The 21155-nt window shown below is 30.3% G+C and carries 22 protein-coding genes, 1 riboswitch and 1 other annotated feature; all 22 genes read right to left on the bottom strand.

Annotated features, from left to right (window positions below):
* Positions 1-2 precede the first annotated feature (2 nt).
* Positions 3-2375, bottom strand: a complete 2373-nt coding sequence (gene pheT, locus DES33_RS02490; RefSeq protein WP_110057977.1) for a phenylalanine--tRNA ligase subunit beta — start codon at positions 2373-2375, stop codon at positions 3-5.
* Between the two features lie 8 nt (positions 2376-2383).
* On the bottom strand, positions 2384-3406 hold the full coding sequence (pheS, locus tag DES33_RS02485; RefSeq protein ID WP_110057976.1) for a phenylalanine--tRNA ligase subunit alpha: 1023 nt from the start codon (positions 3404-3406) through the stop codon (positions 2384-2386).
* A gap of 37 nt (positions 3407-3443) precedes the next feature.
* Positions 3444-3631, bottom strand: a binding site (T-box leader).
* A 19-nt stretch (positions 3632-3650) separates the two neighbouring features.
* On the bottom strand, positions 3651-4382 hold the full coding sequence (locus tag DES33_RS02480; RefSeq protein ID WP_110057975.1) for a TrmH family RNA methyltransferase: 732 nt from the start codon (positions 4380-4382) through the stop codon (positions 3651-3653).
* On the bottom strand, positions 4360-5037 hold the full coding sequence (locus DES33_RS02475) for a potassium channel family protein (protein WP_094205770.1): 678 nt from the start codon (positions 5035-5037) through the stop codon (positions 4360-4362). Before DES33_RS02475 ends, DES33_RS02480 begins: the two co-directional genes overlap by 23 nt.
* A 9-nt stretch (positions 5038-5046) precedes the next feature.
* Positions 5047-6381: a TrkH family potassium uptake protein gene (locus DES33_RS02470; protein ID WP_094224775.1), complete on the bottom strand. Its 1335-nt coding sequence runs from the start codon at positions 6379-6381 to the stop codon at positions 5047-5049.
* 121 nt (positions 6382-6502) lie between these two features.
* On the bottom strand, positions 6503-7513 hold the full coding sequence (asnA, locus tag DES33_RS02465; RefSeq protein ID WP_094205772.1) for an aspartate--ammonia ligase: 1011 nt from the start codon (positions 7511-7513) through the stop codon (positions 6503-6505).
* 124 nt (positions 7514-7637) lie between these two features.
* Entirely contained in the window at positions 7638-7958 is a 321-nt protein-coding gene (gene spoVG / locus DES33_RS02460) for a septation regulator SpoVG (RefSeq protein WP_094207224.1), read from the bottom strand.
* 127 nt (positions 7959-8085) lie between these two features.
* Positions 8086-9084 (bottom strand): LTA glycolipid anchor biosynthesis glycosyltransferase, IagA/BgsA family, encoded by a 999-nt coding sequence (locus tag DES33_RS02455; protein ID WP_110057974.1) that lies wholly within the window; start codon positions 9082-9084, stop codon positions 8086-8088.
* A 6-nt stretch (positions 9085-9090) separates the two neighbouring features.
* Positions 9091-9612 carry a TVP38/TMEM64 family protein gene (locus DES33_RS02450; protein WP_249033606.1) on the bottom strand — a complete coding sequence of 174 codons (522 nt, stop codon included), beginning with the start codon at positions 9610-9612 and terminating at the stop codon, positions 9091-9093.
* 82 nt (positions 9613-9694) lie between these two features.
* Positions 9695-10849, bottom strand: coding sequence for a glycosyltransferase family 4 protein (locus tag DES33_RS02445; protein WP_094224778.1), 1155 nt, complete (start codon positions 10847-10849; stop codon positions 9695-9697).
* 111 nt (positions 10850-10960) lie between these two features.
* Positions 10961-11506, bottom strand: coding sequence for a hemerythrin domain-containing protein (locus DES33_RS02440; protein WP_094224779.1), 546 nt, complete (start codon positions 11504-11506; stop codon positions 10961-10963).
* Between the two features lie 99 nt (positions 11507-11605).
* On the bottom strand, positions 11606-12253 hold the full coding sequence (locus tag DES33_RS02435) for a redox-sensing transcriptional repressor Rex (RefSeq protein ID WP_094205778.1): 648 nt from the start codon (positions 12251-12253) through the stop codon (positions 11606-11608).
* 121 nt (positions 12254-12374) lie between these two features.
* Positions 12375-13841, bottom strand: a complete 1467-nt coding sequence (locus tag DES33_RS02430; protein WP_094224780.1) for a carbon starvation CstA family protein — start codon at positions 13839-13841, stop codon at positions 12375-12377.
* Positions 13842-14033: 192 nt separating this feature from the next.
* On the bottom strand, positions 14034-14852 hold the full coding sequence (gene folK / locus DES33_RS02425; RefSeq protein WP_094224781.1) for a 2-amino-4-hydroxy-6-hydroxymethyldihydropteridine diphosphokinase: 819 nt from the start codon (positions 14850-14852) through the stop codon (positions 14034-14036).
* On the bottom strand, positions 14852-15667 hold the full coding sequence (gene folP, locus DES33_RS02420; protein ID WP_094224782.1) for a dihydropteroate synthase: 816 nt from the start codon (positions 15665-15667) through the stop codon (positions 14852-14854). Before folP ends, folK begins: the two co-directional genes overlap by 1 nt.
* Positions 15668-15678: 11 nt before the next feature.
* Positions 15679-16158, bottom strand: a complete 480-nt coding sequence (locus tag DES33_RS02415; protein ID WP_094224783.1) for an HD domain-containing protein — start codon at positions 16156-16158, stop codon at positions 15679-15681.
* A complete protein-coding gene (folE, locus tag DES33_RS02410) occupies positions 16158-16712 on the bottom strand; it encodes a GTP cyclohydrolase I FolE (RefSeq protein ID WP_094223527.1) in 555 nt (184 codons plus the stop codon). The genes DES33_RS02415 and folE overlap by 1 nt, the downstream gene beginning before the upstream one ends.
* Before the next feature lie 101 nt (positions 16713-16813).
* Positions 16814-16902, bottom strand: a riboswitch (THF riboswitch).
* Positions 16903-16931: 29 nt separating this feature from the next.
* A complete protein-coding gene (locus DES33_RS02405) occupies positions 16932-17147 on the bottom strand; it encodes a hypothetical protein (protein ID WP_094205784.1) in 216 nt (71 codons plus the stop codon).
* Positions 17140-18258 carry a YcjF family protein gene (locus DES33_RS02400; RefSeq protein WP_094205785.1) on the bottom strand — a complete coding sequence of 373 codons (1119 nt, stop codon included), beginning with the start codon at positions 18256-18258 and terminating at the stop codon, positions 17140-17142. Before DES33_RS02400 ends, DES33_RS02405 begins: the two co-directional genes overlap by 8 nt.
* A gap of 179 nt (positions 18259-18437) precedes the next feature.
* Positions 18438-18887, bottom strand: coding sequence for an IS200/IS605 family transposase (gene tnpA / locus DES33_RS02395; protein WP_110058007.1), 450 nt, complete (start codon positions 18885-18887; stop codon positions 18438-18440).
* Between the two features lie 181 nt (positions 18888-19068).
* Positions 19069-20688, bottom strand: a complete 1620-nt coding sequence (gene groL, locus DES33_RS02390; RefSeq protein WP_094224785.1) for a chaperonin GroEL — start codon at positions 20686-20688, stop codon at positions 19069-19071.
* Between the two features lie 13 nt (positions 20689-20701).
* Positions 20702-20986, bottom strand: a complete 285-nt coding sequence (locus tag DES33_RS02385; RefSeq protein ID WP_094207236.1) for a co-chaperone GroES — start codon at positions 20984-20986, stop codon at positions 20702-20704.
* Positions 20987-21155: the final 169 nt, after the last annotated feature.

Below are 21155 nucleotides of genomic sequence, written 5' to 3'. Positions count from 1 at the left end.
TCCTACTTTCTCAATGTTGCGTTGAATTTTTGTTCTAATGAATTTAATATTTCTTCTTGTATTTTTTCAATAGTTTTGTCTTTTAATGTTTCATCTTTTGATTGATATATAATTCTGTATGCTAAGCTCTTCTTATCATTATCAACATGTTCACCTTTATATTCATCAAATAAGTAAACATCCTTGATGATACCATTAGAGTGGTTTAGAATTTCTTTTTCAATTTCAATACTTTCCAATTCTCTATCCACCACAAGAGCTATATCTCTTTCAATTGAAGGATATTTACTAATTGGTGAGTAAAGCTTTTTGAAATCCATATGTTTAATTAATTCTGTAAAATGAATTTCTCCAATATAAACTCTATTATCAAAGTCATAGTTGTCTCTTACTTCATAACTTATTTCACCAAATGTTGCGATCAATTCACCATTTACCAATATATCAGCGCACCTACCGCTGTGATAAGTTTTATTATCTTTGTTTTTTACAATTTCATAATTATCAATTCCCAATTCGTTAAATAATGCCAAAATCATAGATCTAACATCGTAGAAATCATAATCTCCATACATTCCCAAAGCTAATTTTTTAGTTTCAATCCTTTTGTTTCCGACCAAGTGGAAAGTATTGCCCAATTCATATACGCAAATATCTTTGATTTTATTTTTATAATTCTTAGATAGTATATCCAAAATATTTGGTATAATTGTGGATCTCATCACAGAGAAATCTTCTCCTAGTGGATTGATTAGTTTGATCAATTTATCATCATCCATTTCAACCATTGCTTTAGAATAGGATTTTGGGCTGATGAATGAATAAGACAACACTTCAAAAGTATTCATAGAATACAAAGCTTTTTTCGTATTGTCTATGGCAATTCTTTCTTCGCTCTTAACACCTCTCTTTAGTTTTCCGATAAGAGGTTTAGCGCCAATTTTCTCAAATGTGTAAATTCTTCCAACTTCCTCAATTAAATCTTGATAAATTGAAACGTCTTGTCTGTGGAATGGAACTTTAACTTTGATTCTTTCGTCGTCTTCTGACACAATTTTAAATTCCAATAATTGTAATATATTTTTAATTTCTTCATTTGAAATATCTGATCCTAATAAATCATTGCATTTTTTGTAAGATAGCTCTACATCTTCTAATTTTTCTTTACATGTAATCACATCTATAGAATTATTAATCACAGTGGCATTTGTAATATCTTCAATTAATTTACAAACTCTCAATGATGCTAAATCACATAATTGTTGGCTTACACCCTTTTCAAATCTTGTAGAAGCATCAGTTCTTAAAGATAATCTTCTTGATGAAAGTCTAATTGTATCGCTATCAAAACTTGCAGCTTCAATAAGCACATTTGTAGTATCTGATGTTATTTCTGAATCAAAACCACCCATAATTCCAGCGATACCTAATGTGTTTTCACCGTCACAAATTATTATATCATCTGATAATTCACGTTCAACATCGTCTAGTGTTGTAAATTTTTGTGAACCAGATTCTTTTACTATAATTTTCTTATCTGCGATTTTATCCAAATCGTAGGCGTGAATTGGTTGACCAGTTTCCAACATTACAAAATTTGTAATATCAACAATATTGTTAATAGGTCTAATTCCAGATTGAATAAGTCTATTTTTTAGCCATTGTGGACTATCTCCTATCTTTACATTTTTTACAACTCTAGCCACATAACGAGTACACTTGTTAGTTTGAATATCAACAGAATTTACGTAATCATTAATATCTTCATCAAAGTTTTTGATTTCAATAGAAGGATATTTGATTTTTTTGCCAAAAGAGGCAGCATATTCTCTTGCCATTCCTAAAACGGATAAGCAATCCGGTCTGTTTGGTGTGATTTCAAATTCAATTATAGGCTCATTGATTTCAAGTGCATTAATAACAGTTTCGCCAATTTCGTTTTCAGATAAAACAGCGATTCCATCTTTGGAGTTTTTATCTACAACTGAAGTTTCAAATCCCATTTCTTCAAAGCTTGTCAACATTCCAGGGCTCATAATTCCTTTAAGATCAGCTTCTTTTAAAACAATACCTCCCGGAAGAGTTGCCCCTACCTGTGCATAACAAACAAACATATCTTCTTTGATATTTTTTGCACCTGTAACTACTTCGATATCTGAATTTCCTGTATCCAATGTAACTATCGATAATCTATCGGCATTTGGATGCTTATCAATTTTCTTTATTTGAGCTACAATTAATTTATCGTTTAAATATTTACTTTTATCTATAACCGATTCAACGTGACTTCCTGTTTCAGAAAGTCTGTCTGTAATAGCTTTTATCGATTCGTCTACATCGACGTAATCTTTAAGCCAATTAATAGGTAATAACATATTTCCTCCTAGAATTGTTCCAAAAATCTCTTATCGTTATCGTACAACAATCTTATATTGTCGATTTTGTGTTTTACCATTGTAATCCTGTCAACTCCCATACCAAATGCAAATCCAGTATAAACTTCAGGATCTATTCCACAATTTCTTAAAACATTAGGATGAACCATTCCACATCCTAAAAGCTCCATGCTCCAACCTGTATAATTGCAACTTGGGCATCCTTCGCCTTTACAATCGAAGCAAGTAACATCTACTTCCATTGAAGGTTCCGTAAATGGAAAATAATGTGGTCTAAATCTTGTTTCTATTTCTTCTCCAAATAAGTTTTTGATAAAAATATTGATTGTATCCATTAAGTTAGCCATAGTAACGCCTTTATCCACAACCAATCCTTCGATTTGATGGAACATTGGTGAATGTGTATCATCTACATCATCAAATCTAAAAGTTCTTCCCGCAGAAACCATTCTAATAGGTGGTTTTTGAGCTTTCATTGTTCTGATTTGTACACTTGATGTGTGTGGTCTAAGTACAGTTTTATCATCCAAATAAAAAGTATCAGATAAAGATCTTGAAGGATGATATTTCGGTGAATTTAATAAATCAAATGTATTTTCCACCGTATCAATTTCAGGGCCATCTACAATATCAAATCCCATTGTTTGGAATAAATTTTCCAATTGGATTATTGTTTCATTAAGTGGATGTCTGTGAGAGATCTCTCTGACGCCTCTATTTGCAGTTACATCTAATTCTTCTTCTTTTAATTTAATCTTTTTTTGCTCTTGTTTTAATTGTTCAAATTTATTGGACAACAATTCTTCTATTTCAGATCTAACTTCATTTGCTAATTGTCCCATAATCGGTCTTTCTTCTTTAGAAAGTTTACCCATATTTCTTAGAACAAGTGTCAAATCACCTTTTTTGCCAAGAACTTTTACTCTAATATCTTCTAAAGATTTTAAATCACTGGCATTATCGATTAAACCAACAGTTTCTTCTTTAATTTTCAAAATTTCTTCTTTCATTATTTTCTCCTTAAACAATAAAAAAATCCCTCATCCCATATGGGACGAAAGATTGTATTTCCGCGGTACCACCCAAATTATGATAACATCACTCGCAAGTTTAACGCACTCTACACGGCTATATTAGCAACTTCAAAGCGAACCAACAAAATTCGATAAATATGTCACACCAAACCATATCTCTCTTTGTATCTAGTTTTGTATTTTCTTCTTCAACATTTTTAATTATTGTATAATATAACTACTAATTTGTCAATTTTGATAGGTAAAACATGCTCAAACTAGCAGCTATGGAAGCATTTAATGATTCGGTTACATTGTCCATAGGAATTATTAAAAATTCATCAGCGTATTTTTTTATTTCATTACTAATTCCATTTGCTTCATTTCCAATTATTAGAACATGTTTTTCTTTGTCCTTAACCTCAAGAATACTTTTAGAATTTTTCTCCAAAGATGTCTCATAAATTTTAAATCCATTTGATTTATAATTCTCTAAAACATCAATACTTTCATAAGAAATATTTATTCTGAATAAGCTACCCATAGCACTTCTAATAGTTTTTAAATTATAAATATCGCAACTATTGTCAGATAAAATAATTTTATTATAATCAAATGCTTCTGCACTTCTTATTATTGTCCCCAAATTTCCTGGATCGTTTATACATTCGAGAAATAGAATTTTATCTGTATCCTTATCTTTGTTCTCAATGAAATCAACTACACAAATTATACCTTCAGGATTGTTCATTTCGCTGAGACTGTTGAAAGTTTTTGAATCAAAACAAACACAGCCATCAATAATTTCTTCCCCTTCTCTTAGTATTATTTGTTTGATATTTAAATTTGATTTAATCGCTTCTTCATAAAGCTTATAACCTTCTATTATAAATTCGTTACACTTGTACCTATATTTTTTCTTATAAAGTGATTTTACGTGTTTGTATATTTTATTTGAAGTAGAGGTTATCATCTTTATCACCTGTCTCAGTAATTTTATCCAAATCTTTATTTGATCCAATTACTATCAAGTAATCTTCAAACTTTACTGTATATTCTGGTGAAGGGTTGATATTCATTTCTCCATTATTCTTAACAGCAACTACGTTAATACCGTATTTACTTCTAATACCAATATCAATGAAGTTCTTTCCTATCCATTCTTTTTTTGGGGTAATCTCTGCAATTGAATAGTCATCTGTAAATTCAATATAATCGAAAATTTGATCACTTATCAAACTCTTAGCAAGTCTTACAGCTGAATCATTTTCTGGAATTATTGCTCTATCTGCTCCAACCTTAAGTAAAATATTACCATGAAGAGTATCCTTAGCCTTTGTGATTACTTTTTTTACCCCTAATTTTTTACAAACTACAGTAGATAGAATTGATGCTTCAAAATTTGAAGATATAGCAACTATCGCCACATCGAAATTTCCAACACCGACTGAACTCAATGAATTTTCTGTCAAATGTTCAATATACACCGCATGAGTAACAATACGACTCATTTCATCTACAGTATCTTCATTATTATCTATTAATAAAACTTCGTGGCCAGTATTGGATAATTCAATAGCACATGCTCTACCAAATCTACCACAGCCAACTACTACAAATTGTTTCATATTTAAAACCTAACCTATTATAATATTTTCGTGAGCTTCTTTATAAGCTTTTTTGTTTTTTGTATTGGATAGAGCATAAAGTATTGTTAAAGATCCAACTCTTCCAATATACATAGTTGAAATTATTAAAATTTTAGAAATACTATTGATTCCTGGAGTTAAGCTTCTGGTTAGTCCTACTGTACCAAAAGCACTTACTACTTCGAACACTACATCTAAGTATTTTGCTTTATCTATAACTAAAATTGCAAATGTAACAAAAATTACCCAAACCATTGATAAAGTAATGATACCTAAAGCTTTTTTAACTTGAGAAAATCTAATTCTACGATTGAACACTTCTACATCTTCTTGACCTTTAATCTCACTCAGAGCTACAATAATTAATAATGCAAAAGTTGTAGTTTTGATACCACCTGCAGTACCTGCTGGGGATCCCCCTATAAACATATTCAAAATAGATAACACGCTTGAACTGTCTAGTAATTTCGATTGATTAATTGATGCAAAGCCTGCTGTCCTCAATGTAATTGCTTGGAAAATCGAATTAGAAATTTTATCGATAAATCCCAAATTTCCAATTGTTCCCGGGTTCGAAAACTCCATAGCAAAAATTAAAATCGAAGTAATTGATAACATCAAAATAGTTGTGGTAAGTACAATTTTTGAATGCAAAGAATATTTTTTAAATTTAAAGTTATTATGTAATACATCAAGTATTACGTTAAATCCAATACCACCTATCACGATCAAAAGTCCAATTATCAATAAAACAAATACATTAGTATTAATATCAATTAATGAATTTGGCCCCAAAATATCAAATCCAGCATTACAGAAAGCTGAAATTGAATGAAAAAAGCTATAAAATATTCCCTTAAATCCATACATTGGTATAAATTTCGTCATTAACAAAAAAGCACCAATTGTTTCAATGGAAAAAGTAGATATCAGTATATATCTAATTAGTTTTACCATTCCTTGCATATCAATACTATTCGTTTGTTCTTTAATAATTAATCTATCTTTTAAGGTAATTCTTCTTCCCATTACAAGTGCAATTAAGGTTGCAAATGTCATAAAACCAAGTCCACCCATTTGGATCAAAATGATAATAATTAGTTTTCCTAAAACGCTCCAAGCACTATACGTTGCAACTGTAACAAGACCTGTTACACATACGGCAGATGTTGCTGTAAACAAACAATCAATGTATGGAACTTTTGTTGCATTTTGACTTATAGGAAGTGACAATAATAACGACCCTACTATAATCAAAAAAAGAAAACTTAGAATCAATACCAATGGTGGATTGTCTTCTAAATATTTTTTTAAATGTTTCATAAACAAATCATACTACAAAAGAATTTAAAAGTAAAACATATATTGAACATTTTACAAAAAAAGAGTTACTTATTTATTGAAATAAATAACTCTCTTATAAAACTAATTTTATAACTCTAAATTATAATAATTTAATTCCCAACTTGTCACATTCTTCAAGCATTTTTTTCGGCCAAATCGATGATTGAACTTCTCCTATATGTGCTTTTTGTAAGAAGAACATACAAATTCTAGATTGACCAATACCTCCACCTATAGATTGGGGAAGTGTATCATTAATCAGCATTTGATGATATTCTAAATTTTTCCTATCATTATTTTGTTTTTTGTCTAATTGATAAATCAATCTATCCTTATCAACTCTAATTCCCATAGAGCTTAATTCAAGGCAATTGTCTAAAACAGGATTATAAACTAATATATCTCCATTTAAGCTCCAGTCGTCGTAATCGGGAGATCTGTCAGAATGAGATTTCCCCGATTTTAAAGAATCACCAATTCCAATCAAAAATACAGATCCGTATTTTTTAGTAATCAAAGTTTCCCTTTCATCTGAAGTATTATCCGGATACATTTCTTCTAACTCTTCAGTAGTTACAAAAGTAATTTCATCTCTAAGTATTTTTTTGTAATCATCATAAGAATTAATCAACATTGTTTGAGTGTCTAAGAAACATTGATATATATTTCTTACTGTATCTTTTAAAAATCCGACATTTCTGTCTTCCTTTGAAATTACTTTTTCCCAATCCCACTGATCCACATACAATGAATGTGTGTTGTCACAAACTTCTGAAGGTCTGATAGCATTCATATCCGTATAAATCCCTTCTCCTACTGGAATCTCGTAGTTTTTTAATGCTATTCTCTTCCATTTTGCAAGTGATTGTACGATTTCCAACCTACTCATTGAACCATCTTCCAGGAATTCAAAACCTACGGGTTTTTCGATACCATTTAAGTTGTCATTAATCCCAGTATTAGCTCTAACAAATAGCGGAGCAGAAACTCTAGTCAAATTTAAAGTCTCAGACAACCTATATTGAAAAAAATCTTTGATAATTTTAATAGCTTTCTGTGTTTCTAATAAATCCAAAGAGGATTTGTATCCTTTCGGTACTTTTAATTCCATAAATATCTCCTTTATTCAAAATTAACCATATTTAATTATTATATCAAACATACGAAATATGTAAAATAATTTGAATCGAATAATTTAAGCACTAAAAAAAGCACCTTAATAGATGCTTTTTGTACTATTCATTTTCTGCAGTTTCTATATTTTCTTCAGTCACTGGCTCAGTTTCTTCAGAAGATTGCTTTTCAAATTCTTCATTGTATTTATTGATAACTGCCACTTCAATTTTTTCTCTGGCTGGAGAACTAATTGGATGAGCTATGTCACGATATTTATTATTACCGATTTTTCTACTAGGCATAGCTAAGAATAATCCCTCTTCACCTTCTATAACTTTGATGTCATGAATTACTATTTCGTCATCAAAAGTAACAGAAGCAATTGCTTTTAATCTGTTATCAATATTTAGTATTTTAACTCTAACATCTGTAATTTGCATAACCTCACCACCTTGTGTTTTATATATATAATTATACCGCTAAAAAACTCTTTTGTAAATAAATGTAAATATTAAACAAAACATTTATATATAATATATTTTTGTGAGATTAAGATGTCACTAAATCTTAGGCATCTTCTAATTTTAAATAAATGCTTTTCAATTTTTCTCCAATTTTCTGAACACTTCGTTCTTTAACATATCTATACGCTTCTTCAACAGTAGAATATTTGCCATTTATTATATTAACAATTTTGTTTTTAAACTCATCATTGGTTTTTGCTTTGATAACTTCTTTACCATCAGTAAACATATTTTCGTAAATCTTAATGTCTCTTACCAAAACTTTTATTTTAGAAGCGAAAGCCTCTAATAGCACAATTCCTTCTGTCTCTTCTCTGGTCATAAATAGGAACAAATCACTCCCTCGATAACAATCTACCAGTTCTTTTTGATCAACATATCCAGCCATAATTACATTATCCGGCTTATTTTTTATTGATTTTTTAATATTAGTAGTCAATAGTTTAGGATTAGTGTGACCAAACCAAATAAATTTGTATTGCGGAAGCTTCCTTGCAACTTCTATAAAATCATCCAGACCCTTTCTCTTCATCAAATGACCTACAGAAATAATAACTTTATCATCATCTTTAAAATTATACTTATCTCGAAATCTCTTTCTGCTATCTTTGTCGCCCTTAAATTTATCAAGGTCAATACCATTCGATAGGCTATATATTTTCTTATTAATTCCATATCCTTCAAGTATGTTTTTCGAATATTGTGATGGAGTTATAATAATATCTCCAATATTGTAGCAACTAATAATCCATTTTTTAAAAAGTCTGCTCAATAAATTCGCTCCACGAAAAGAATTTCTAAAATCTTCCATCGTGGAATGTCCATAATAAATAACTTTCTTACCTTGTTTCTTTGCTTTTCGTCCGAATTTTTTTGATTTTGGCATTATAGTATTTATATGAACAATATCATAATCGTCAGTTTCATCGGTTGTGTATGCAATATTATTTAGTTTCAAAGCTTTTTCCTGGTGTTCAATCGCTTGACCTACTCCACTTTGCTTTACTAAATCATAATCTCCTTTATATATCAAAATTTTCATTTATTCTTAAATCCTTAATACTAGTTTCTTAAATAATACTTCCAATCCTAATGAATAAAGAGCTATAGACATAGGCTTTCCTAATATAATTATCCAGAAATATTTTTGGAATTTCATTTTTGTTGTTCCAGCTATGTAACATAGCATATCATCTGGTGCAATTGGAAAAAATATCAAAGCCGCAAATACATGATCAAATCTGTTCTTTTTGGTAAGAATTTTGATGTATTTGTTATATGCCCTTTCTCCAAAAATTGCTATAATCAATGGAGTACCATATTTTCTGCCAATAAAAAATACAATTATTGATCCTATACAAATACTTACATAATTGTATACAAATCCCATCCAAGATCCAAATAAAATTACTCCACCCAGGCAAGTTATACCACCGGGAATTATTGGGATAATTACTTGCATAATCTGAAATAAGATAAACATCAGAACAGCTAATTTCCCAAACTGATTCATAAATTCTTGAAACTTATCGATATCTTTAAGTATTCCTGTTTTCCATGCGTAAATCATAACGCATATACTTAGTAATATTCCAATTGCATTTAGCACATGGATAATAATCTGAAATTTTTTGTTGTCAGCGTCAAGTATCTTATTGAACAGATTTTGCATGATTTTCAATTACCTTTTTATATATCTGCTCAATTTTATTTGCAAAAGAATCTTCAGTATAGTTTTCATATACTAATTGTTTACAATTTTTACCCATTTTATCTCTAAGTTTTTCATTGTCCAGAATTTGATTTAGATAATCGATAAATTCTTCTTCTGTATCGTAACCGAATCCTGTTTCACCATCAATCAACACCCCGTCCAAGCAGTCATCGTGCCTACAAATTATTGGTGTAGAACATGCCATTGACTCAATAAATGTCAAGCCTTGTGTTTCGGATGTCGATGCAGATACGAATACATCTGCTTTGGAGTAAAAGTTTCCTACTTTTGAAGAATCAATCATTCCTGTAAATATCAATCTATCTCTTATTTTTGAATTTGAACAAATATCCTTTAATTCTGAAAGAAATGGTCCTGCACCTGCAATAATGAACACAATATCATCTCTATCAATGTTTTCAAGATACTGTAGAATTTCAGTGATATTTTTTTCTTTTCCGATTCTTCCAAGAAATAGTACTATATGCTTATCTTCAGGAATTTTATAGCCACTTCGTATATCAAAATCGTCACATTCAGATAACTTATGAACATTAATTCCAGTTGGTGCTACATATATATCTTCGTGTATATTGTATTCTGTTAGCAAATTATATATTTTATTAGTTGGAACTACTACACCGTCAGTAGTTTTAATAATTTGTTTCGTAAATTGTTTTGCAAGTTCCTTGCCAATCTTTTTATTCAAAGAAAAATAATGAGTGTAATCCTCGTAAACAGTGTGGTAAGTATGCAAAAGTGGAATATCCAAATCCTTAGCAATCTTTTTTGCTTGGATAAACATAGTGAATTCTGTTTGTGAATGAACTATATCTGGTTTCCAATCCATAATATCTTCATAAAATCTATTATAAAATAACTTATTCATTCTAGCGTCTGGATAAAATTTTCCAGCTCCTAAAGAGCCCATATAATAAATGTCGCCTTCTTGTTTTGAATTAAAACTATCTGAAAAAGTTAAAATCCTAACATCGTGTCCTAATCTATCTAAAGCTTTTTTTAAAGATTCAATAGATGTTACAACTCCATTTATTGTCGGTCTGTATGTATCTGTAGTTATTAATATTTTCATAAAACACCTTCCACATAAAATTATAACATAAATGAAAGGTGTGTATTTGTTACAATAATATTACATTTTATGCAAATAAAAAAGGAATTATTACCTAATTCCTCTCATACATTACATATTAAATAATTTATCAATTTTCTTCATCAAATTAATGTGAACTTCTTTATTTTCTTCTAAAAATTTTATAGTTTCATCTTCAACTTCTTTTAATCTCTCATCAGATAAATTGTTCTTTCCATAAGGATACACCACTGTATTTTCTTTTTCAATGTGTTTTTGTAAATGTCTTCTGTATCGCATTAGATTTCCTATTACTTCAACAAAATTCTCATCCGATCTGTCTTTTTCGTATTCTTTAATACTTTGACCAAGGTCAAAAATTATACCTCTTGCTATTTCGTGTTCAACTAACATTCCATTCAAAACCATAACTTCACCAATTCTACCCAAATCTTCTTGCATCTTTTTAAACAATATTTCTTCTTCTTTTCTGTGGTGAAATTTATCTGCGTATTCTTTTAAAATATAAATCAATAATTCGACAAATTCAACATTTATATTTTTGTTATTGATAAATTCAATTGACTTTTCTTTCATTAAATCTATTATCTTACTTATATTTTCGTGTTCTTTTTCTAAAACCAATATACTATCCATATTATCACTCCTTTTATACAATAATTATATTATAAAAGCGTAAAAAATATTGTAACATTCGTTACAATAAAAAACGGCGTTATAAAACGCCGAATATAATTAATTTTTAGTTCCTGGATAATCTGCCAAATTATTCATGTAGTATGTTAATGTGTACAAACTTTCATCAAGATGTACATTTTCCAATACAACATTTTTTGGTAATTTCAAATCCAATGAAGCAAAATTCCAAATACCTTTTATGCCACCATCAACTAGCTTATCACAAACATCTTGAGCTACATCTGTTGGTAGGGCAATAACAGCTATTTCTGGTTTCTTTTCTTTTAGATACTCTTCAATTTTATCAATATCTTTGATTTCATAATCTGAAATTTTTGTACCTACCTTTTTTCCATGGTCAAATACATCAACAATATTAAAACCTGAAGATTTAAATCCTCTGTAGTTCATTATGGCTTTCCCAATATTTCCACAACCCAAAATAATTGCCTTATAAGATTTGTTTATCCCCATAATTTTTTCTATTTCTGATTTTAATTCTTCGACATTGTATCCGTATCCTTGTTGACCAAAACCACCGAAATGATTTAAATCTTGTCTAATTTGAGAAGCAGTTAAACCAGTAATGCTGCTCAATTCTTGACTTGATACTCTTATTATTCCCTTTTGCTCGATCATTCCTAAATATCTGTAATATTTTGGAAGTCTCTTAACAACAGCTAATGATACTCTTGCCCTTGCCATATTATCACTCCATTCATTGTTATTAATATAATTATATCAAAAAAATATTTTAATTTCAATAATTCTGCAATTAATTTGAATAACAAAAAATCAAGCAGACTTAGCTGCTTGATTTTTAAAATTATCCTATTAATTCTGATTTAGTTTGTCCAATTTTACCTTTTTTAATAACAAATACTGTAAATAAAACTACGAATATGAAACCTACAATATAACTTGCTAAGTATCCATCCATTCCTAATCTCTTATCAAGTGAGAATCCCAAATCAGCATGCGCAATATAACTTGAAACTATAAATGCATAAAACATTCCTGGTATCATTGTTATAAAGTAATTTTTCTTATTGATATATAAATATACTGTAATCAACATTAAAGCAAATACAGCTACCAATTGATTAGTAAAACCGAAGTATCTCCATAATAAGTTAAATCCATTTCCATTTGTCTTGGCAAAATAAAGAATCGCGATAGCAAAAACATAAATGAGTAAGCTTAACAAAATTCTATTTTTAACAGATTTCTGACTTATATTGAATTGTTCACCTATCATTAAACGAAGCGATCTAAATGCAGTATCTCCACTTGTAATTGGTAATACAATTACTCCTATAATTGCAAACAAGCCACCAATTTTGCCCATAAAAGTTTTAGAAATTAGACCAACCATTAAAGTAGCGTTAGTATCCAGTGCTGTACCTCTATTGAATAGTACCATGGCACCTGAAGCCCAACACATAGCTATAAGTCCTTCTACAATCATCATATTGTAGAATGTGGATCTTCCTTCATGTTCATTTTTTACAGTTCTAGAAATAAGTGTAATTTGTGATCCGTGAAATCCCGAAAGAATTCCACAAGCAACTGTGATAAAAAATACCGGAATAAAACTTTGACCCAAAGGATGCTTACTTAATAAAACCCCTTCAGTAATATTGTGCAAATTAGCTCCACCATCTATGAAAACACCGATTAATACACCAATAGCACTGACTATTAAAATAGCACCAAAAACAGGATAAACTCTTCCTATTATCTTATCAATTGGAAAAAGTGTAGCTAATAGATAATAAATCAAAATAATTCCATATATAACCCAAATTATTCCACCGTCGACATCCATATGTAGAATGTCATTAACAATTAAATCTCCTGGAGTATAAATAAATACTACACCAACTAAAAGCATTAATATCCAAATAATAATATTATAAACTTTATTAGTAGTTTTTCCCATATACTTTCTTATCATTTTTGGAACTTGAGCACCTTCATTTCTCATAGACATCATTCCTATGAAATAATCGTGAGTTGCTCCCGCTAAAACACATCCAATTGGAATAGTTAGAAAAGCTATAGGCCCAAATAAAATACCTTGAATCGGTCCTAAAATAGGTCCAGTTCCTGCAATATTCAGAAGTTCAATAAGTTGATTCTTCCATTTTTTCATTTCGACAAAGTCTACACCATCAGCCATTGATGTTGCAGGTGTTATTCTATCGTCTGGTTGGAATACTTTTTCGCAGTATTTTCCATAAAAATAACCGCCGACAAATAAAATTAATATACCGACTATAAATAAAATCATATTTCCCCCTAATTAAAAATTTACTATGATATTATAATAATATAAAGCCTATTAAAATTCAAAGAAAAATTTTAATTGAAACTTACTCATCACGATTTTATCTTATTTTTTATGTGATAATTTCAAGTTTTCATTTATTGTATTTTTAAATAAAAAAACAACGACTTAAAAATCGTTGTTTTTACAAATTTTCTATTTGCTTTCTGATTCATTCAGCAATTGCTTGAGTGTTTTATTTAAGACAGGATGTATCAAAAATTCAGCAAAATCATTCAAAGGTTCCAACACAAATTTTCTATCTTGAACATAAGGATGTGGAATTTTCAAATCATCAGTATATATTATTTCATCATCACAAAATAGAATGTCGATATCTATAGTTCTAGGTCCCCATTTTTCGTGTCTTTCTCTGCCAAGATCCAACTCAATTTGTTGAGTTATTTTCAGCAAATCTTCTGGCTCTTCGTATGATTCTATTTCAACGGCACAATTTAGAAAATCTTCCTGATCAGTTTTCCCCCAAGCTTTTGTAGTGTACATTTCAGACACGTTTTTTAATTCAATACTATTTGTGTTTTTCAATCTATCAATAGCAGAATTAACATATTCTTGTTTATCTCCAATGTTGGATCCTATTCCCAGAAAATATCTTCTTTTTTTTCTATTAATTGTCACTTTAACAGTATCAAGCGGCAAATTTATTGGAGCCCATGGTTTTTTAATTTCTACAGTAAGTTCTTGTACGATTTTGTATTTTTCAAATATAAACTCAATCAATTTATAAGCGACTGTTTCTATTAAATCTATGGATTCTGAACGAAAATAATCGTAAATTTCTTTACTCAAAACCCCATAGTGTATTGAATCTTCTAAATTATTGGAAGTTGCGCCTTTTTTCATGTTGTATCCCATTTTTAATGTCACCAAAAATTTTTGTCCCAATTCTTTTTCAGATTGAAATACTCCATGGTTAGCGTAAATTTCTAAATCTTTTACTAAAAGGTAGTCCATTATTTTCCTTCTCTTTTTATAGCCAAAGCCATTCTCATAGCATCATAACTTTCTTTTACATTGTGAACTCTGAAAATTGAACATCCATTCATTACACCAATAGCAGTTGTTATTGCTGTTCCAAAATCTCTTTCAGTAGCTACATCTATTCCCATAGCTTTACCAATAAATCTTTTTCTACTCGTTCCCAATAAAACAGGATATCCCAAATCGACAAATTCTTTGATTCTGTTTACAACGGTTAAATCTTTTTCGTAATCAAGTGCAAAGCCAACTCCCGGATCCAATATAATTAATTCATCTTTGATTCCCGCTTTTTTCGCTAATTCAACTGATTCTAATGTTTCTCTGTTTAAATCTTTCATTAAGTCATTGTAATTATTATTATCTTTGTTGTGCATCAATATTACAGGAATATCTAATTCTTTAGCAGTTTGTGCCATTTCTGGATCTGATTTCAATCCCCAAACATCATTTAAAATATCTGCCCCTTCTTTCACAACTTCTCTTAAAGTATTAGCTTTATATGTGTCTAAAGAAATTGGAATATCAAAGTTTTCTCTTATTTTTCTAATGATAGGAATTACTCTTTCAAGTTCTTCTTCAGAAGATACAGGAGTGTGTCCTGGTCTTGTGGATTCAGCACCAATATCAATGATACTAGCTCCTTCGTTTATCATATCTTCGACGTGTTTCACAGCTCTGTCAACTTCATTCCATTTTCCTCCGTCTGAAAAAGAATCCGGTGTAACATTTAAAATTCCCATTATATAAGCATCGTTTTTAAAATCAAATTCTTTGTTTCTAATTAACATTTTGTATCCTTTCAATATATAACTGTTTTATTTTTCTTTTCTTCTGGCCAATTACAAATACTTCTAGCAGGACATCTGAAACACATCCTCGATAACTTGTCTGCTTTGTAAAAAATCTCTATAAATCTATCGTCATTTTCTTCATTAGTTCTATGATGTTTAATAGCATTTATTATTCGTTGCTTTGATTCATCATTAAAATCTAAATCTTTCAAAATTTCTTGTGCAATTTCTTGTGATAATATACTGTGATTAATCCCTATATCTACTTCGTCAGCTCTTCCCAAATCATGCAAAAGCGCTGTAACATATATTAAATCCTTATCAATATTCAGATTCTCTTCTAAGTTAATAATATAGCAGATTCTAGCTACATCCATAAGATGAGAGAAATCATGTTTGCAAAACACACGAGTTTTCTCATCATCTTCAATTTTTTTTATTTTTTTATTAAATAATTTGTGATTAAGGACAATGTCGGTATTTTTCATTATAATCCCATTAATCTGTATGCTTCGTTTTTCAAATCCAAATCTTCTTCAAAAGCTCCTCTTGCTACTGAAGTCATTGTTGAAGTACCTGGTTTTTTAACCCCTCTCATATTCATGCACATGTGTTCAGCTTCAATAGTAACCAAACATCCTTTACAATTTAAATATTTCATTAATGCATCAGCTATTTCTATATTTAAACGCTCTTGTAATTGCGGTTTTTTTGAATAAACGTCAACAGTTCTAGCTAATTTTGATAAACCAGCAACTCTTTTATCAGGAATATAAGCAATATTAACTTTTCCCCAGAATGGTAGTAAATGATGTTCACACATAGAATAGAAAGGAATATCCTTTTCTATAACCATATTATCATCAACTATTTCAAAAGATTTTGACAAGTGCACTTTCGCATCTTGGTTTAGTCCACTAAAAATTTCTTCGTACATTCTAGCTACTCTTTGAGGAGTTTCCAATAATCCTTCTCTGTTTGGATTTTCACCAATAGCTTCTATTATCATTGACACTGCTTGTTCAATTTTTTCTTTATCCATTTAAATCCCTCTCTTTTATAAAAATATAGGAGCACTCGAGAGTGCTCCAAAAAAAAGCATTATCCTATTTTTCTAAGATAATGCTCCCACTAATTCATGTTATCAGCGGAAGCGGCATTGATATCGCAATAATTTCGTTAATGGGCAACTCCCTATCCCATTACACTAAACGCATCAACCCTACTCTGTAATTATTATTATACCACACTTATGTGATTTTTAATCTTGATATTTTAACCCATCAAAGTGAAAATAGTCAATCATATCATCATCTTCATAGATAATGATATCAGATGGTTCTCTATTTCTTTCAGCTACATTGAAACAGTCTTCAAGCTTTGCGTATTCAACAGCTCTGCAAGTATTTTGAACTGCAAAATCAAATTTTCCATCTTTGTATTTTTCAATAAAATCTTTTTTAGTTAAATCATTCATCGTCTTTCTTCTTCCTATTCTTCAAATATTCTGTGTAAGTTTTTTGCATTAATTTTTCAATTTCAGAAAAATCCATGTTAATTCCTAGCTTTTCTCTTTTAGCAATATAACTCAACACTTCTATATAGCTCATGGCTAATGCAGTAGTCATTATAGATGCAGTCGCTGCAGAAATTAATCCACCAGCCAAGCTACCTATTCCTGGAATAAACTTCAAAGCATTTGTTACTATAAATCTTCCTGCAAAAGTAGCCCCTCCAGTCCCTCCAATCGCCGCTATGATTGAAGCAACTCTTTGTTTATCCATCGATATTCCAAATATAGAATTAATATGAGCTATCATTCCAATTTGCATAGGCACTAAAATCGATGCATCTGAGAAAGGTATAGGAACAAATCCAATACCAAAAGCTGTTTTTATATATCTTTTTGCCCAACGTCTTGCCGTTTTTGTTTTTAAATCAATATCGACATGTTGGGCATTAATAAAAGAATTTTTAATTTCCTCATCTAAAAGTTCAAAACTTTTAGTCATCAGCTCTTTTAATCCTTTTTCTTCAATGACCATATCGTTAATTCGGTATGGCTTTGCAAGTATTTCAATAACATCTGCCACGTCTAAATTCAAATCTTGAATGTATTCTTTTAATTTTTCAGAATTTTCTCCTAGAGATTGTGTTAAGACTATAATTACTGGTGCGAACTGTTTTAAGGAGTTAATAAGAGATATTTCAGAATCTTCTATCCTAGATCCATTTGAGTTAATACAATAATATACCAAATGAATTCTATCTTTTTCGCCTTGACGTTTTAAATCTTTTAATAAAGTTGTTATTTCTGTAAGAACTTCTCTTTGATTTTGTGAGTTAAGTTCAAGTCCTTGAGTGTCGTATAAATTAATAGGAATATTTTCTTTAGTAATTTTTTGCAAATATTTAGTGACAGGCTTTCCAACTCCAGTCTCCACTAAATTATCTCTAAACATTCCATTAATTAACGTTGATTTACCAACTCCAGTTTTTCCAACCAATAATATATTTATTGGACTCATTTTTTGTATTTCTTCACTTGTTTTTCCAAGCACTTCATTTATTAAATCGTAATTATTCATTATCTCACCAACTTATTGTATATATACCCGATATCCATTTTCAACTAACATTTTTAGTTCCTTGCAAAATAATCATCCCCCGGCGTAGCCGGGGGTTTTTCTCATGCGACCCAAAGGGCCTGTATTACCAGCCACGCCTCAATGGCGTTGGTTAGTCCGCCACTTGCAACTTCTACTTGCTACCCTTTAAAAGGGTCAACTACATCAAATGTTAGTTGTTCACTTAACTGGTCTTGTTTTAATTGGTTTTGGATATATTCTTGGATTGCTTTTGCATTTTTACCTGCTGTGTCTACATAATATCCTCTACACCAAAACTGTCTTCCTCTGTATTTATATTTTAAGCTTCCCCATCTTTCATATATCATTATGCTACTCTTTCCTTTTAAAAATCCCATAAAACTTGATACTGATAGTTTCGGTGGTATTTCTACTAACATATGAATATGATCTGGGCATACTTCAGCTTCTATTATGTTTACTTCTTTCCAGCTACATAATTCTCGAAGTATTTGTCCTATTTCTAATCTTTTGCTTCCGTAAAATTCTTTTCTCCTATATTTCGGTGCAAATACTATATGGTATTTACAGTTCCATTTTGTATGTGATAAACTATGTTTGTCATTTATTGATGACATTTTCTTACCTCCTTGATATTTTTTATTGCAGTTGGCGAACTACAATTTAATTATATATCATAGGAGGTTTTTTGTTGGTTTTTCATCGCTAAAGCTATACTGAACCCCCAGTCTAACTGGGGGTTTTCTTCTTACAAAAAAGATGAGGAATATATCCTCACCTTTGATTTGTCTACATATACGCGCCAGGACCTGGTTGAGGCATAGCTGGTTCGTCTTCTTTTATTGAAACGACTGCTGCTTCTGTAGTCAATAATAAACTTGCAACAGATGCTGCATTTTGTAATGCAGATAATGTTACTTTTGTTGGATCTACAATACCAGCTTTTAACATATCTACATATTCGCCTTTGTATGCATCAAATCCGATTCCTTTGTCTTTATTTTTAACATTTTCAACTATAACAGATCCATCGATTCCGGCATTAATTGCGATTTGTTTTACTGGTTCTTCTAAAGCTTTTAGAATTATATTAACTCCTGTTTTTTCATCGCCTTCAACTTCATCGACAAGTTTTTCAACTTCTTCTAGAACATCTAATAGAACTGTTCCACCACCAGCTACAATACCTTCTTCAACGGCTGCTCTGGTAGCTGCAAGTGCATCTTCTATTCTCAATTTTCTTTCTTTTAATTCTGTTTCTGTAGCTGCTCCAACTTCAATTACAGCAACTCCACCAGATAATTTTGCTAATCTTTCTTGAAGTTTTTCTCTATCATATTCAGAATCAGTTTCTGGAATTCTGTTTTGAATTTGGTTAATTCTTTCTTCTATCTTAGATTGTTCACCATTTCCGTCAACAATAGTTGTCTTGTCTTTTGATACATTAACTTTTCTTGCTCTTCCAAGCATATCAAATGATGCATCTTTTAATTCGATTCCCAAATCTTCTGTGATCAATTGAGCTCCAGTTAAAATACATATATCTTCAAGCATTTCTTTTCTTCTGTCCCCAAAGCCTGGTGCCTTCACTGCTACACAGTTGAATGTTCCTCTGATTTTATTTAAAACTAATGTTGCTAATGCTTCACCTTCAACATCTTCAGCAATTATAAATAATGGCTTACCTTGTTGAACAACTTGTTCAAGTAATGGTAAAATATCTTGAATATTTGTAATTTTTCTGTCAGTAACTAAAATAAATGGATCTTCCATTGCTGCTACCATTTTATCTGAATCAGAAACCATGTAAGGAGATACATATCCTCTATCGAATTCCATACCTTCTACAACATTTAATGTAGTTCCCATAGATTTTGATTCTTCAACAGTAATTACACCATTGTTTCCAACTTTTTCCATAGCTTCCGCAATTAGTTTACCAATAGTTTCATCAGCTGCCGATACGCTACCAACATTTGCTATTTCTTCTTTTGTAGTAACACTGTGACTTCTTGCTTTAATAGCTTCCACAGATTTTTCAACAGCTTTTCGGATACCTTTTTGTAAAACAATTGGATTAGCACCAGCTGCTAAGTTTTTCAAACCTTCTCTAATAATTGCTTGTGCTAAAAGTGTTGCAGTAGTGGTACCATCACCTGCTACATCATTTGTTTTAGTAGCAACTTCTTTTACTAATTGTGCACCCATGTTTTCGTATTCATCTTCAAGTTCAATTTCTCTTGCAATTGAAACACCGTCATTTGTAATCAATGGTGCACCGTATTCTTTATCCAAAACTACATTACGACCTTTAGGTCCCAATGTTACTTTAACTGTATCTGATAATTTATTAATACCTTCTACCATGCTTTTACGAGCATCGTCTGAAAATTTGATTTGTTTTGCCATAAAATTTATCCTCCTATTCTACAACTGCTAGAATATCTTCATATTTAACTAAGATATATTCTGTGTCTTCTAGTTTTATTTCTGTTCCAGCGTATTTTGAGTATATAACTTTATCTCCAACTTTAATATTGCCTTTCATTTTTTCATCTTCTTCTACTTCAGATCCAATAGCTATTACTTCTGCATAAACAGGAGCTTCTTTGGCTGAAGATGGGAGAACTATTCCAGAGAATGTTTTTTCTTCTTCTTTTTCTTGTTTTTTTAATACTAATCTATCACCAATAGGTTTTAAATTCATGATATCCTCCTTCAGAATCTTTTGTTAGCACTCTAACCTGTTGAGTGTTAATCCTCTTATATAATAAACCACGTTTTTATTTTAATCAAACGTATTTATTAGCATTTAAAAGCAAATAACTCAATTTATTTTGATATTTCTTGCTTTAATTCTATTTTCTATGATGAAA

Origin of the sequence: Finegoldia magna (genome assembly GCF_003182075.1) — a bacterium.
GTDB classification, from domain to species: Bacteria; Bacillota; Clostridia; order Tissierellales; family Peptoniphilaceae; genus Finegoldia; species Finegoldia magna.
The sequence above is the reverse complement of the archived record's forward strand: the minus strand, read 5'-3'. Positions and strand labels throughout refer to the sequence as shown.

Bases quoted from the DNA above. Each gene is read 5' to 3' on its own strand.
- folE (WP_094223527.1), bottom strand. From the start codon at position 16,712: ATGGATAAAGAAAAAATTGAACAAGCAGTGTCAATGATAATAGAAGCT.
- asnA (WP_094205772.1), bottom strand. From the start codon at position 7,513: ATGGAATTAAAAGTACCGAAAGGATACAAATCCTCTTTGGATTTATTA.
- DES33_RS02450 (WP_249033606.1), bottom strand. From the start codon at position 9,612: ATGATTTACGCATGGAAAACAGGAATACTTAAAGATATCGATAAGTTT.
- DES33_RS02430 (WP_094224780.1), bottom strand. From the start codon at position 13,841: ATGATTTTATTTATAGTCGGTATATTAATTTTATTTGTCGGCGGTTAT.
- folK (WP_094224781.1), bottom strand. From the start codon at position 14,852: ATGGACTACCTTTTAGTAAAAGATTTAGAAATTTACGCTAACCATGGA.
- DES33_RS02435 (WP_094205778.1), bottom strand. From the start codon at position 12,253: ATGGCAAGGGCAAGAGTATCATTAGCTGTTGTTAAGAGACTTCCAAAA.
- DES33_RS02470 (WP_094224775.1), bottom strand. From the start codon at position 6,381: ATGAAACATTTAAAAAAATATTTAGAAGACAATCCACCATTGGTATTG.
- DES33_RS02440 (WP_094224779.1), bottom strand. From the start codon at position 11,506: ATGGATAGTATATTGGTTTTAGAAAAAGAACACGAAAATATAAGTAAG.
- DES33_RS02400 (WP_094205785.1), bottom strand. From the start codon at position 18,258: ATGAATAATTACGATTTAATAAATGAAGTGCTTGGAAAAACAAGTGAA.
- DES33_RS02405 (WP_094205784.1), bottom strand. From the start codon at position 17,147: ATGAATGATTTAACTAAAAAAGATTTTATTGAAAAATACAAAGATGGA.
- DES33_RS02475 (WP_094205770.1), bottom strand. From the start codon at position 5,037: ATGAAACAATTTGTAGTAGTTGGCTGTGGTAGATTTGGTAGAGCATGT.
- DES33_RS02455 (WP_110057974.1), bottom strand. From the start codon at position 9,084: ATGAAAATTTTGATATATAAAGGAGATTATGATTTAGTAAAGCAAAGT.
- DES33_RS02480 (WP_110057975.1), bottom strand. From the start codon at position 4,382: ATGATAACCTCTACTTCAAATAAAATATACAAACACGTAAAATCACTT.
- DES33_RS02385 (WP_094207236.1), bottom strand. From the start codon at position 20,986: ATGAATTTAAAACCTATTGGTGATAGATTAGTATTAAAAAAACAAGAA.
- DES33_RS02415 (WP_094224783.1), bottom strand. From the start codon at position 16,158: ATGAAAAATACCGACATTGTCCTTAATCACAAATTATTTAATAAAAAA.
- folP (WP_094224782.1), bottom strand. From the start codon at position 15,667: ATGTTAATTAGAAACAAAGAATTTGATTTTAAAAACGATGCTTATATA.
- spoVG (WP_094207224.1), bottom strand. From the start codon at position 7,958: ATGCAAATTACAGATGTTAGAGTTAAAATACTAAATATTGATAACAGA.
- groL (WP_094224785.1), bottom strand. From the start codon at position 20,688: ATGGCAAAACAAATCAAATTTTCAGACGATGCTCGTAAAAGCATGGTA.
- pheT (WP_110057977.1), bottom strand. From the start codon at position 2,375: ATGTTATTACCTATTAATTGGCTTAAAGATTACGTCGATGTAGACGAA.
- DES33_RS02445 (WP_094224778.1), bottom strand. From the start codon at position 10,849: ATGAAAATATTAATAACTACAGATACATACAGACCGACAATAAATGGA.
- pheS (WP_110057976.1), bottom strand. From the start codon at position 3,406: ATGAAAGAAGAAATTTTGAAAATTAAAGAAGAAACTGTTGGTTTAATC.